The sequence below is a fragment of the Billgrantia gudaonensis genome (assembly GCF_900100195.1).
In the GTDB taxonomy this organism is placed as follows: Bacteria; Pseudomonadota; Gammaproteobacteria; order Pseudomonadales; family Halomonadaceae; genus Halomonas; species Halomonas gudaonensis.
Genome location: NZ_FNES01000008.1, coordinates 38,607 through 51,584 on the forward strand (window position 1 = coordinate 38,607; position 12,978 = coordinate 51,584).

At 65.7% G+C, this 12,978-nt stretch carries 16 protein-coding genes and 1 tRNA gene; 9 read left to right on the plus strand and 8 right to left on the minus strand.

Annotated features, from left to right (window positions below):
• The first annotated feature begins 39 nt into the window (after positions 1-39).
• The 9 genes from BLP96_RS10755 to BLP96_RS10795 all read left to right on the plus strand — a co-directional run bounded on the left by BLP96_RS10755 (position 40) and on the right by BLP96_RS10795 (position 9,375).
• Complete coding sequence (locus BLP96_RS10755) at positions 40-1,752, plus strand: 4Fe-4S binding protein (RefSeq protein WP_089686001.1); 1,713 nt, start codon at positions 40-42, stop codon at positions 1,750-1,752.
• A 4-nt stretch (positions 1,753-1,756) separates the two neighbouring features.
• Positions 1,757-2,365: a TorD/DmsD family molecular chaperone gene (locus BLP96_RS10760; RefSeq protein WP_089686003.1), complete on the plus strand. Its 609-nt coding sequence runs from the start codon at positions 1,757-1,759 to the stop codon at positions 2,363-2,365.
• 28 nt (positions 2,366-2,393) lie between these two features.
• A complete protein-coding gene (locus BLP96_RS10765; protein WP_089686005.1) occupies positions 2,394-2,597 on the plus strand; it encodes a twin-arginine translocation signal domain-containing protein in 204 nt (67 codons plus the stop codon).
• Between the two features lie 24 nt (positions 2,598-2,621).
• Entirely contained in the window at positions 2,622-5,477 is a 2,856-nt protein-coding gene (locus tag BLP96_RS10770; protein WP_089686007.1) for a formate dehydrogenase subunit alpha, read from the plus strand.
• A gap of 25 nt (positions 5,478-5,502) precedes the next feature.
• Complete coding sequence (gene fdh3B / locus BLP96_RS10775) at positions 5,503-6,153, plus strand: formate dehydrogenase FDH3 subunit beta (protein ID WP_089686008.1); 651 nt, start codon at positions 5,503-5,505, stop codon at positions 6,151-6,153.
• An 11-nt stretch (positions 6,154-6,164) separates the two neighbouring features.
• On the plus strand, positions 6,165-7,223 hold the full coding sequence (locus BLP96_RS10780; RefSeq protein WP_089686010.1) for a formate dehydrogenase subunit gamma: 1,059 nt from the start codon (positions 6,165-6,167) through the stop codon (positions 7,221-7,223).
• A gap of 97 nt (positions 7,224-7,320) precedes the next feature.
• A complete protein-coding gene (locus BLP96_RS10785) occupies positions 7,321-7,644 on the plus strand; it encodes a DUF1244 domain-containing protein (RefSeq protein ID WP_089686012.1) in 324 nt (107 codons plus the stop codon).
• A complete protein-coding gene (gene moaB, locus BLP96_RS10790; RefSeq protein WP_089686015.1) occupies positions 7,641-8,162 on the plus strand; it encodes a molybdenum cofactor biosynthesis protein B in 522 nt (173 codons plus the stop codon). Before BLP96_RS10785 ends, moaB begins: the two co-directional genes overlap by 4 nt.
• Positions 8,155-9,375 (plus strand): molybdopterin molybdotransferase MoeA, encoded by a 1,221-nt coding sequence (locus BLP96_RS10795; protein ID WP_089686016.1) that lies wholly within the window; start codon positions 8,155-8,157, stop codon positions 9,373-9,375. The genes moaB and BLP96_RS10795 overlap by 8 nt, the downstream gene beginning before the upstream one ends.
• Before the next feature lie 18 nt (positions 9,376-9,393).
• Here BLP96_RS10795 and BLP96_RS10800 read toward each other — a convergent pair whose 3' ends face one another.
• The 8 genes from BLP96_RS10800 to BLP96_RS10835 form a co-directional block, all read right to left on the minus strand.
• On the minus strand, positions 9,394-9,960 hold the full coding sequence (locus BLP96_RS10800; protein ID WP_089686018.1) for an acyl carrier protein phosphodiesterase: 567 nt from the start codon (positions 9,958-9,960) through the stop codon (positions 9,394-9,396).
• A gap of 34 nt (positions 9,961-9,994) precedes the next feature.
• The gene (locus BLP96_RS10805) at positions 9,995-10,348 is read right to left on the minus strand and encodes a TusE/DsrC/DsvC family sulfur relay protein (protein ID WP_089686020.1); all 354 of its coding nucleotides are present in this window, start codon (positions 10,346-10,348) and stop codon (positions 9,995-9,997) included.
• On the minus strand, positions 10,348-10,638 hold the full coding sequence (tusB, locus tag BLP96_RS10810) for a sulfurtransferase complex subunit TusB (RefSeq protein ID WP_089686022.1): 291 nt from the start codon (positions 10,636-10,638) through the stop codon (positions 10,348-10,350). The genes BLP96_RS10805 and tusB overlap by 1 nt, the downstream gene beginning before the upstream one ends.
• 21 nt (positions 10,639-10,659) lie before the next feature.
• Positions 10,660-11,037: a sulfurtransferase complex subunit TusC gene (gene tusC, locus BLP96_RS10815; RefSeq protein WP_089686024.1), complete on the minus strand. Its 378-nt coding sequence runs from the start codon at positions 11,035-11,037 to the stop codon at positions 10,660-10,662.
• 12 nt (positions 11,038-11,049) lie between these two features.
• Positions 11,050-11,442 carry a sulfurtransferase complex subunit TusD gene (gene tusD, locus BLP96_RS10820; protein WP_089686026.1) on the minus strand — a complete coding sequence of 131 codons (393 nt, stop codon included), beginning with the start codon at positions 11,440-11,442 and terminating at the stop codon, positions 11,050-11,052.
• 74 nt (positions 11,443-11,516) lie between these two features.
• Entirely contained in the window at positions 11,517-12,185 is a 669-nt protein-coding gene (locus BLP96_RS10825; RefSeq protein WP_089686027.1) for a Bax inhibitor-1/YccA family protein, read from the minus strand.
• A gap of 92 nt (positions 12,186-12,277) precedes the next feature.
• On the minus strand, positions 12,278-12,745 hold the full coding sequence (locus tag BLP96_RS10830; RefSeq protein WP_089686029.1) for an NUDIX hydrolase: 468 nt from the start codon (positions 12,743-12,745) through the stop codon (positions 12,278-12,280).
• 108 nt (positions 12,746-12,853) lie between these two features.
• Positions 12,854-12,943: transfer RNA gene (locus BLP96_RS10835), tRNA-Ser, on the minus strand.
• Between the last annotated feature and the right edge of the window lie 35 nt (positions 12,944-12,978).

The window sequence follows — 12,978 nt, forward strand, 5'->3', positions numbered from 1 at the left end:
AACGATAAAAACGACGACACTCCCAGACCGTGAGAGAGCATGAACCAACGTATCGAACTGGTACCGGACGCAGAGCCGGCGAACCGGTACGCCAGAGCGCAAGCCTTCGACCGTATCTCCTGGCCGGTCAATCTGCTGTCGGCCAGCGTCGACTATGTCAGCCGCGGCCATGCCCTGTTGCTGGGCGACGAGCGTGCGGTACGCCGTGCTGCGCGCTCCCTGGCGGGCAGCGAGCTGGCCAGTCTGTCGTTACTGTTCAGCGAGCCAGTGGACGAAGAATCGAGTGACGGCGATGACTCGGTTCTGCTGGGAGCTACCCGGCATCTTGCCAGTCACTCCCTCACCGCCGCCCAGGCCCGTACGCTGCGCCTGGAGGGCCATCTGGGTCGATTCACGGCTAGCGTCGAGCACCATGGCGAGCGGCTCGATCTGGCACGAGCACTCGCCGGCCGCGAGCATTTCGACTGCGTGCTCGACCTCGGCAAGCACCCGGCGTTGGCCCTCGAGCTGCCGCCGCCGGGCTATGTCGTCACATCTTGCGACGCCGCCGACCATGTCGCCCGTCTCGATGAGTTCGGCGAGTTGATCGGCGAGTTCGACAAGCCACGTTACTTCCAGGTCAACGCCGACCAGTGCGCCCATTCGGCCAACGGCAATACCGGCTGCACTCGCTGCCTCGAGGTGTGCCCGGCGGATGCCATCGCCAGCCGTCAGGGGCGCATCGACGCCTGGATCGAGATCGATCCCTACCGCTGTCACGGCGTGGGCAGCTGCAGCAGTGCCTGTCCTACCGGGGCGATCCAGTTCCGTCAGCCAGAGACGCTGCGACTGCAGTCGACTCTCGCCGCCTGGCTCGACGCCTATCGTCAGGCCGGCGGTACCACGCCGGTGGTTCGCTTCACCACGACGGGTTCGTCGCATGGCGGCGACGAACCGGCCGGTCATGTGCTGGATGTGCCGCTCGAAGAGCTCGGCGCCGCCGGTCACGATCTCTGGCTCACTGCTCTGGCGGCAGGGGCGGCCGAAGTTCGGGTGCAGCGTCACGCGGCCATGCCGCCGCGCCTGGAACGCTTCCTCGACGCCGAGCTCGAACGCGCCCGCGCACTGCTTGCCGCAATGGGGCATGCACCCGAGCGAATTCGGGATCTGGCACCGAACGACACGACCATGCGCGATGCACTGCCGCACCATGCGGTGCTCACCAAGTCACCATTGGTTCTCGAGGAGGGTGACAAGCGCGAGCGTCTCGAGGCGGTTCTCGAACGCCTGGCATCGCTGGGCGCCCCGAGCCGGCAGCGCCATCCTTTACCCGCGGAATCTCCCTACGGCGGCCTCGAGGTCGACAGTGCCGCATGCACGTTATGCATGGCCTGCGTGGCCAGCTGCCCCACTCCGGCACTGGCTGCCGGCAGCGACAGCCCGGAACTGAGCTTCCGCGAGGCCGACTGCGTGCAGTGCGGCCTGTGCGCCGAGGCCTGCCCGGAAGACGCCATCCGTCTGGTTCCCGGCTTTCTCGGCGATGCCGCGCGGCGCGAGCGCCGAGTGTGCCACGAGGAGGCGCCGTTCGAGTGCATCCGCTGCGGCAAGCCATTCGCCACGGCGAGCACCATCGCGACGATCAAGGCCAAGCTCGCCGACCATCCCTACTTCGCCGGCGAGGCCAGCACGCGCCTGGAGATGTGCGAGGACTGCCGAGTGCGCGACGTCTGGCAGGCGATGGCACGTGACCCCGAGTCCCAGTTGAAGGTATGAGCCGATGAGCGATGCGAACCGCGACGAGACCCGCGCCCTGCGTACCGACATCTATCGCCTGCTGGCTGGCCTGCTGCGCGAGGCACCTGGCCGGCAGCAACTCGACTGGCTGGCCGGACTCGAGGTCGACGTCGACGATGGCGAGCTTGCCGCCCGCTGGGCAGCGCTGGCCTCAGCCGCCCGGCAGGCCGAGCCCGAAGACTTGGCGCGCGCGCATTTTCGCCATCTGGTCGGCGTGATTCAGGGCGATGTCACCCCGTACGCCTCTTGGTATCGCAACGGCGAGCTGATGGATGAAGCGTTGCTCGCTCTGCGCCGCGACCTGAAGGCGCTGGGCATCGCACGACGAGAGGCCGAGCCCGACCCCGAGGATCATCTCGCCGCCCTGTGCGAAACCATGGCACTGCTGATCGAGGACGATAGCGGCGATGAAGCCCGCTTTTTCATGGCACACCTGGCGCCCTGGGCACCGAGGTGCCTGGCCGACCTGTCATGCGTCGACACGCCCTTCTATGCCCGGCTCGGCGAGCTGGGCAACGCCTTCCTGGCCCACGAGCGTCGCCAGCTCGAGGATGAGGCCGCCCACGAACCCTTGCGAGTCGTCGAGCCCTGACGCGAGGCGCAAAACCGAGGAGACCACCATGCCTACCACACGCAATCCCCAGCGACGCCGTTTCCTGAAACAGCTGGGCCTGGGAACGGCGGCCGCCGGTGCCGCCGGCGCCGTAGGGCACGTCACCCTGGTACAGGCCGAAGCGAAGTCCGCCCCTGCCGAAGCGGAGCGCGAGACTCGCTACCGGGAGACCGAACACGTTCGCACCTTCTACGCCACCCTGCGTGACTGACGACAGAGCCAGGAGACCATCGCCATGCGACTGACCCGGAAATCCAACGATCCCAAGACGGGCGGCCTGGGTATTTCTCGACGCCAGTTCCTCAAGCGCAGCGGTGCCGCTACCGGCGGCCTGGCCGCTGCCGGTTTCATGGGCGCGCCGATGATGCAGCGCACCCGCGCCGCCGACAAGACCCCGGTACTCGACTCCCCGGTGGAGACCCGACGTACCATATGCTCCCACTGTTCGGTAGGCTGCGGTGTCTATGCCGAGGTTCAGGAAGGCATCTGGACCAAGCAGGAGCCGGCGTTCGATCATCCCATCAACCGCGGCGCTCACTGCGCCAAGGGCGCCTCGTTGCGTCAACACGGCCACTCCAGTCGGCGTCTCAAGTACCCGATGAAACTGGTGGGCGGCGAATGGCAGCGCATGAGCTGGGAAGACGCCATCGAGGAGATCGGCGACAAGGTACTCGAACTCACCGATCAGCACGGCCCCGACAGCATCTACTGGCTGGGCTCGGCCAAGTTCAACAACGAGCAGGCCTACCTGCTGCGCAAGTTCGCCGCGCTGGCCGGCACCAACAACACCGACCACCAGGCACGCATCTGCCACTCCACCACGGTTGCAGGGGTGGCCAATACCTGGGGCTACGGGGCGATGACCAATTCGCTCAACGACCTGCAGAACAGCAAGGCGATCATGTTCATCGGCTCCAACCCCAGCGAGGCGCACCCGGTGGCCATGCAGCACATCCTGCTGGCCAAGGAGCGCAGCGGCGCCCAGATCATCGTCGTCGACCCACGCTTCACGCGTACCGCTGCCAAGGCAGACAGCTACGTGCGCATTCGCCCCGGTTCGGACGTGGCCTTCATCTGGGGCCTGCTGTGGCACATCTTCGCCAACGGCTGGGAGGATCGCGAGTACATCGACCAGCGCGTCTACGCCATGGACGAGGTTCGCGACGAGGTAGCCAACTTCCCGCCCGACGAGGTGGAACGCATCACCGGCGTGCCCGAAGCACAGATGCGCGACACTGCCCAGCGTCTGGCCGAGAACCGCCCAGGGTGCATCGTCTGGTGCATGGGCGGTACCCAGCACACCACGGGCAACAACAACACTCGCGCCTACTGCATCCTCGAGCTGGCGCTGGGCAACATCGGCAAATCCGGCGGCGGCGCCAACATCTTCCGCGGCCACGACAACGTCCAGGGCGCCACCGACCTGGGGTTGATGTCGCACTCCCTGCCCGGCTACTACGGCCTGGCCGAGGGCGCCTGGGCTCATTGGGCGCGCGTCTGGGATCTCGATCTCGATTGGCTCAAGAGCCGTTTCGACTCGACCGAGTACGCCGACGGCCAGCCCATGTATTCCAGCGGCATCACGGTGTCGCGCTGGATCGACGGGGTGCTCGAGGAGGAAGATGCGATCTCCCAGCGCACCCGGCTCAAGGCGATGTTCTACTGGGGCCATGCGGTCAACTCCCAGACCCGCGGTCCCGAGATGCAAAAGGCCATGCAGCAGTTGGAAATGATGGTCATCGTCGACCCCTACCCCACCGTGGCCGGCGTCATGCATGGGCGTAGCGACGGCGTCTACCTGTTGCCGGCGGCCACTCAGTTCGAGACCTACGGTAGCGTGACCGCGACCAATCGTTCGCTGCAGTGGCGCGACAAGGTGATCGACCCGCTGTTCGAATCGAAACCCGACCACGAGATCATGTACCTGCTGGCGCGCAAGCTGGGCTTCGGCGACGAACTGGTCAAGAACTACGAGATGAACGGCGACGAGCCGCTGATCGAGGACATCACCCGCGAATTCAATCGCGGCATGTGGACGGTGGGCTATACCGGCCAGAGCCCCGAACGTCTCAAGGCCCACCAGCAGAACTGGCATACCTTCAGCTTCCGTACGCTGCAGGCCCAGGGTGGCCCGGCCGACGGCGACTACTACGGCCTACCCTGGCCATGCTGGGGCAATGCCGAGATGGGCCACCCGGGCACGCCGATCCTCTACGACACCAGCAAACGCGTCTCCGAGGGCGGCTTGACCTTCCGCGCGCGCTTCGGCATCGAGCGCAACGGCGAGAACATCCTCTCCGACGGCTCCTACAGTGCCGGCTCCGAATTGGAGGACGGCTACCCGGAGTTCACCGCCGAGATGCTCAGGGACCTCGGCTGGTGGGACGACCTCAGCGAGGAGGAAAAGGCCGAGGCCGAGGGCAAGAACTGGAAGACCGACCTCTCCGGCGGCATCCAGCGGGTGGCTATCGCCCACGAGTGCGCTCCCTTCGGCAATGCCAAGGCGCGCTGTAACGTCTGGACCTTCCCCGACCCCATCCCCAAACATCGCGAGCCGCTCTACACCAGCCGCCGCGACCTGGTGGCCGACTACCCCACCTGGGACGACGTGGCCTCTCACTACCGTCTGCCGACGCTCTACAAGAGCATCCAGGAGAACGACGTCACCGGCGATTACCCGATCATCCTCACCTCGGGGCGCTTGGTGGAATACGAGGGCGGCGGCGAAGAGACGCGCTCCATGTCGTGGCTCGCCGAGCTGCAGCAGGAGATGTTCGTCGAGATCAACCCGGCGCTGGCCAACGACCTGGGCATCGCCGAGGGCGAGGACGTCTGGGTCGAAGGCGCCGAGGGCGGCCGCGTGCGCGTCAAGGCGCTGGTCACGCCCCGCGTTGCGCGGGAGGTGGTATTCATGCCCTTCCACTTCGGCGGCATGTTCCAGGGCGAGAGCCTGCACGATCGCTACCCGGAAGGCGCAGCCCCCTACGTGCTCGGCGAGGCGGCCAATACGGCGACCACCTATGGCTACGACACCGTGACTCAGATGCAGGAAACCAAGTGCACCCTGTGTCGCATCGAGCGGGCCAGCTGACGGCACCCGGTACCAGGAGATTCCCATGGCTCAGATGAAATTCATGTGCGACGCGGAACGCTGCATCGAGTGCAACGGCTGCGTCACCGCCTGCAAGAACGCCAACGACGTGGAGTGGGGCATCCAGCGCCGACGCGTGGTGACCCTGGATGACGGGGCGCCCGGAGAGGTGTCGATCTCGGTGGCCTGCATGCACTGCGACGATGCGCCCTGCATGGCCGTCTGTCCCACCGACTGCTTCTACAAGACCGACGACGGTATCGTGCTCCACGACAAGGACCTATGCATCGGTTGCGGCTACTGCCTCTACGCCTGTCCCTTCGGAGCGCCGCAATTCCCCAAGCAGAACGCTTTCGGCGAGCGCGGCAAGATGGACAAGTGCACCTTCTGCGCCGGCGGTCCGGCGGAAACCAAGGAAGAGGAATACCAGAAGTACGGCGCCAACCGGATCGCCGAGGGCAAGCTTCCGCTATGCGCCGAAATGTGCTCCACCAAGGCGCTGCTGGCCGGCGATGCCCAGGAAGTGGCCGACATCTTCCGCCAGCGCGTGGTTCGTCGCGGCCATCGCGACGGTGGCTGGTCCGACAACCAGCGCCGCGAGCGTACGCGCGCCGGCCAGAGTGACGACCTTTCCGCGGCCGACTCGCTGGCCTATGACGCCGCCCGCCAGGGCTGAGGAGGTGATGCATGAGCCACTTCATCGACCGGCAGTCGCTATGGCGATTGCCACTGTTCGCCTTGCTCATGGTGATCGGCCTCGCCGTCTCCTCGAACGTCCTGGCACAGGCCGATCCCGAGGGCGAAGCGGCCACGGCGGTACCGGCGCTGGATGCCGACACCTGGCGCCAGGTGCGTAGCGGCGAGACCGGCCCCAACTTCCGCGACTCGCGGGCGGACAGCGATTACAACCTGATCAACGCCAGCGGCGAAACCTGGCGGCAGTTGCGCAACCGTTGGGTATCGCCCTTCGGCCTGATCGCCGTGGGCGGCATGATCGTCGTGATCGCACTGTTCTACGTGATCATCGGGCGCAAGGATCTCAGCGCCCCGCGCACCGGCCGCAAGCTGCTGCGCTGGCCGCTGGTGGTTCGCTCGCTGCACTGGACCGTGGCCACGCTCTTCATCGTCCTGGCGCTGACCGGACTCAACCTGCTGTATGGCAAGTTCGTGTTCCGTTCGCTGTTCGGCGATGCATTCTGGGCCAGCATGATTTCCGCCTCCAAGGTGGCGCACAACTACCTGGGTCCCCTTTTCGGAATTCTGCTCATCGTATTGCTCGCTCGGGTGCTCAAGCACAACTGGCCGAAGAAGCACGACATCGTCTGGTTCATGAAGGGCGGTGGGCTGGTCGGTAAAGAGCATGTCGATGCCGGTTTCGCCAACGGTGGCGAAAAAGCCTGGTTCTGGGTGCTTGCCACCGTTGGGATCGTGGTGATCGCCTCGGGGCTGGTGATGGACTTCCCCAACTATGGTCAGGGGCGCGATACCATGCAGTGGGCCAATATCCTGCATGCCGTGGGAGCGCTGGGACTCACCGCCCTTGCGCTCGGCCATATCTACATCGGCACCATCGGCTCGGAGGGATCGCTGGAAGGCATGACCACCGGCTACGTGGACGAGACATGGGCCAAGGATCATCACAACCTGTGGTACGAGGAAGTCAAGGAGGAAGCCGTGGGCGAGGAACAGCTCGCCCGGGAAAGAGAAGGCGACAGCGGCGACGCCGCGCCGACTCGCCCGAGCTGAGCCCTGCGCTGCCGCGCCATTCGACACCGCCCACGGGCGGTGTCTTTTGTTATGCTCCCTGCATAGGTTCCACCCTCACGATGCAGGAAGTCACGCCATGCAACACCTCGACGAAACGACCCGTACCGAGCTGGAGGCCGCAGCCTTCCGCCGCCTGCTCGATCACCTCGACGCGCACAAGGACGTGCAGAACATCGACCTGATGATTCTCGCCGACTTCTGTCGCAACTGCCTCTCCAAGTGGCTGGTGGCCGCCGCCGAGGAACGCGGTGCCGAACTCGACTACGAGAGTGCCCGGGAGTACGTCTACGGGATGCCCTACGCCGAGTGGAAGGCAAAGTACCAGCAAGAGGCCACGCCGGAGCAGCAAGCCGCCTTCGCCGCCCGCCAGGCCCGCAAACAGGAGAACGGCAACGCATGAACGAGGCGATGATCCCCCTCTCCATCGCGGTGCTGACCATCTCCGACACCCGCGACGAAACCACCGACCGCAGCGGCGCCCTGCTCGCCGAGCGGCTGACCGCCGCGGGACACCGCCTGGCCGAACGGCGGATCGTCATCGACGACGTCTACCGCATCCGCGCCGCGGTGTCCGCCTGGATCGCCGATCCGGCGATCCAGGTGATCCTCACCACCGGCGGCACGGGCTTCACCGGCCGCGATTCCACGCCCGAGGCGGTGTCGGTGCTGCTCGACAAGCGTATCGAGGGGTTCGGCGAGCAGTTCCGTCAGCTCTCCTTCTCCGAGATCGGTAGCTCCACCATTCAGAGCCGTTGCCTCGGTGGGTTGGCCAACGCGACCGTGGTGTTCTGCCTGCCGGGCTCCAGCGGCGCCTGCCGTACCGCCTGGGACGGTCTGCTCGTCGAGCAGCTCGACAGCCGTCACAAGCCATGCAACTTTGCCAATCTGGTAATCCCCGAGAGAGGTCAGCATGGCTGACAGCCATCCTCTACAGAGCGTGGAAGCGGCGCTCGCTGCCATGCTGGCCGATGTCGCCCCCCTGAAGGCCGAGCGCATCGAGTGCGACCGCGCCGCTGGCCGCGTCCTGGCCGAGACGGTGACGGCCACGCTGGACGTGCCGCCCTTCGACAACAGCGCCATGGACGGCTACGCCCTGCACCACGCCGACTCAAGCCGAACCTTGCCGGTCACCCAGCGCATCACCGCCGGCACCCCGCCGGCCCCGCTGAAGCGCGGCGAGTGTGCGCGCATCTTCACGGGCGGAGAGATGCCGTCCGGCGCCGATTGCGTCGTCATGCAGGAGGCCGTCACGCTCACCGACTCAGGAATTCGGCTTCCCGCCGCGATTGCCGCCGGCAACAACGTACGCCGGCGCGGCCGCGACGTGGCCATGGGATCGCCCCTGTTGTCAGCCGGCCAATGGCTCGAGGCGGCAGCCCTCGGTCATCTCGCCGGCCAGGGCATTACCGAGGTGATGGTGAGACGCCGCCCGCGAGTGGCATTGCTCTCGACGGGTGACGAAATCGTGTCTCCTGGCCAACCACTGGAACCGGGGCAGATCTACAACTCCAACCGGCCCATGCTGGCGCGCCTGCTCACACGCTTTGGTGCCGAGGTACTGCCACCCGTGACGGTGCCCGACAACGCCGGCGAAACGCGCCGTCTGCTTGGCGAGGCGGCCGAAACGGCCGACGTGGTGGTGACCACCGGCGGCGTCAGCGTGGGCGAGGCGGATCACGTCAAGGCAGCGGTGGGCGAGCTGGGCCAACTCGACCTGTGGCGCATCGCCATGCGTCCCGGCAAGCCACTGGCACTCGGGCGACTGCCACGCGTCCACCAAACTGGCGAAGCACGGTTCGTGGGACTGCCCGGCAACCCTGTCTCGACCTTCGTAGGCGGCTGGCTCTTTCTGCGGCCGCTGCTGGGCGCCCTGCTCGACTGTCCGAAGCTGGCCGAACTGCCGGCGCTCACCGCCCGGGCCGCCTTCGCTGCCGAGGCCGGCCCACGCCGTCACTTCATGCGCGTGCGTCTCGAGTTCGGTAGCGAAGGCATCATGGCGCACGCCTTTGGCGACCAGAACTCGGCGGTGCTCACGTCCTGCATCGAGGCGGATGCCCTGGCCGTCATTCCGGAGCGCGGTCGCGTGAACGAGGGAGAACCGGTGCGTTGCCTGTGGCTGCAGATGCCGTGAGGCTCTCTCCGCCCCAGGTCAGGACTCATCGCCCAGTGCCGCTTCCAGTTCCGGCCACAGCCGCTGGAAGTCGATCGCCAGGCGGGAGTAGTCATCTGCCAGCCAGGGCGTCAGCTCGGCCAGTCGATTGGCCCCGGACAGACGTCGACCGATCCCTTCCACGGCCTGGCAGGTGAAGTCGAAGTCGCGATAGCGGCGCAGCCAGTCCTGTTCGACCAGCAGAGGCATCATCCCTGCCAGTCGCGCCGGCGCGGGCCGCGAGGCGAGCAGCCGATAGCAGCGTGGAATCAGCATCGCTTCCTGCCCCTCTCGCCACAGCGAAACGGCGACGAAATGATCCCATACCAGGTCCAGCGCGATGCCGGCGTAGCGACGCAGCCCCGCCGGGGCGCGTCGCCGTGCCGAAACGACCGCCGGATGGCGGTCTACGAAAGCATCGACGCGCCGATGATGACGAATGCCGTGAGCGATCGCCTCCGGCCAGGCCGCGAGGTCGCTCCCCTTCACCCCGTCGGCGATCAGGTTGCCGTAGAGGAAGTCATCGCTGCCGCCGCGAGCCAGCCAGGCGTGGGCGAGGAAATTCATGCAGCCTGCCTCGCCATGACGCGTACGTGCTCGCTCACAGGCAGTGGGTGGGCTTGGGCAGCCCGGCCAGGCGAGCAGCGACCTTGGCAGGGCTGTCGGGGAAGAGTTTCATGAGGTACAACGAACGCCCCTTCTCCGGCCCGAGCGCCTGACCGACGGCCTTGACCAACGGCCGCATGGCCGGAGCGCTCTCGAAGCGGGCATAGAAATCGCGCAGTACTGCGATGACTTCCCAGTGTTCCTCGGTAAGTGTGCGGCCTTCTTCCTGGGCCAGTGCCGAAGCCACCTCGGGCGTCCAGTCATCGAGCGTCACCAGATAGCCTTCGGGATCGAGTGCGATACGGCGCTCGCCCACCCTGAGATAACGGTGAATCTCCGTGGTTGCCATCAGAACCAGCTCACTGTCTTGTCCGCTTCTTCCGTCAGCTCGACGAAGCCGTCGATGTCCACCACCTGGACGGTTTCGTCGCAGCGGCCCACCAGGCCTCGCGAAGCCAGATCCTCTCGCAGGGCGAAAAGTCGATTCGACACCGGCTCGAAATGGCGTACTTGGGAAGGTAGCGCACCGTTGACGCCGTCCTCGATCAGCAACAGGCGGTCCTCGGGTCCCATGCCGGCCAGCGCTTCGCGGTAGACCAGGCTGGTGCCCGGCGCGCGATTGAGTATGTGCAGGATCATCAAGTGACCTCGGAATTTTCGTCAGAAGACCAGCACTTGCCGGTGTGACGCGAGCATTGCCGCGATGCGTGTGGTATCGACGGGCACGACGGGAAGCATCAGCTCATCGGCTCTCAGCTCCAGCCGGGCCAGAGCCTCGGTATCGGCGAACAGCGCGTCGATGTCATACAAGGAAAGCATCTCGAGGGTCGCGGCCGTGCCTTTCTGGCCCAGCGCCCCACGGCCCTGCCCGTCCAGGAGAGCCAGTAGGCCATCCCCCTGGAACAAGAGACTCACCGTTTGCCCGAATGCGGCAGCGACCAGTGCGGCATCGAGCCCGTCGCGCAACCAACTGGTGCCATGGGGTGGATGGCGCAAGATGACCAAGAGGTCGCCTCGAGGTGCGGCGTGCCGATCCATGGAGTGATCTCCTCAGGGTGAAAACGTCACCAGGCGATCGCAGCGCTGACCAAGGTCGATCAATTGACCGAGCCCGGTCAGCTCGAAGGGCGATTTGAGGCTGTGCCCCATCTTGCCATGACGCGCGGCTTCTCGCTCGTCGAGGAGGCCTCGACGCAAGGCGGAAGCGATGCAGACCAGCAGCGCGGTAGCGTACTGCTCATGCAGCTCACTCCAGGCATCCGGCAGATGCGGCTCGTCCTGGGGCGGTGCCGCCAGGCGTGCGGCATTGTAGACGCCGTCGTGGTAGAAAAAGACGCTGTCGAGCGTATGGCCGCGAGTCACCACGGCCCGGGCGAAACGCAGCGCGGAGTGCGACGCCTGTTGGCTGTAGGGCGCGCCCTGGACGAGCAGTGCGTAGCGCATGGAATGATCGATGCCTCAAAATGCACGGGCCCCGCCGAGGCGGGGCCCGTCTATCGTTGCCGCCCCGCGCCGTGTCAGTCGCTGCTCATGATGCCGAGCAGCGAAAGCAGGCTGACGAACAGGTTGTAGATCGAGACGTAGAGCGTGATGGTAGCCAAGATATAGTTGGTTTCTCCAGCACGGTGCACGATCTCGCTGGTCTGGTAGAGAATCGCCGCCGAGGCGAAGAGCACGAAACCGGCGGACACCATTAGCATCAACGAGGGGATCTGGAAGATCAGCCCGGCCACCATGGCCAGGATCAGCACGATGGCACCGGCCATCAGAAAGTTGGCCAGAAAACCGAAATCCTTCTTGGTCACCAAGGCCACCGCGGAGAGGCCCACGAAGGTCGCGCCCGTCATGGCCAGGGCGTTCATGATCAGTGCCGCACCATTGGGCATGGCGAGATAGGCACTGAGGATCGGCCCCAACGTGAAGCCCATGAAGCCGGTGAAAGCGAAGGTCGACAGCAGCCCCATGGCGGAGTTGGCAGTCTTGTGTACCAGGAACATCAGACCGTAGGCACCGATGAAGAACACCAGGATGTTCATCCGTTCGATACCCATGGCCATGGCGGCGCCGGCTGTCGCTGCAGAGAACAGCAGCGTCATGGCCAGCAGGCCGTAGGTGTTGCGGAGCACTTTGTTGGTGCTGACCGCCCGAGACGTCCGCTGCGTTACATGAGTCTCTTGATAGGCCATTGGTGCAGAGCTCCCTATGATTGATCTGGGTTGACCTTTGAGTTGACCTAGAATGCCCACTCCGGGTTCCCCGCGCAAGGCGTTGTTCGACCTCACCTCGATGCGGCTTCTTCCTTCCCATCGCCACGCAGGATCTCCCGTGCCACTCGGGCAGCCGTCACGCAGACATCCTCACCCGCTGCATCCAGGCCCGCCAGGTCGAGCCACTCCAGCTCGCTGGCGTCGCTGGCGGCGGCCTCATCGCCACCGCGCCACAGGAGACGGACCACCACGATCACGTAATGCGACAGCAACTCCCCTTCCGCGTCGTGGCTGAGCACGTCGATGGCGGTCAATACCTCGCGAGGCTCGGCCTCTACGCCGGTTTCCTCGCGCAGTTCGCGCGCCGCTGCGGATCGCAGGGTTTCTCCCGGTTCGACCTTGCCGCCGGGCAACGCCAGCCGACCGGCATTGGGCGGGTTGCGACGGCGAACCAGAAGAATGCGGCCGTCGCGCACCACCGCGGCAGACACCGAGGCGATCGGGCGTAGCGCTTGGAAATGGCTGCGGTCATCGTCCATCTCGCCATCTTATCATGCATGGCGCCGCCACTCCGTCGCCTACGCAAAAACCCCGCAAGTCACTTGTCGAAGACAAGAACGAGCGGGGTGCTTGGCAATTCGAGTGAGTGGCGGAGGGACAGGGATTCGAACCCTGGGAAGGCTCTCACCTTCGCCGGTTTTCAAGACCGGTGCATTCAACCGCTCTGCCATCCCTCCGGCTCACGGCGATGCATCTTATCAGCTTTTCCGCC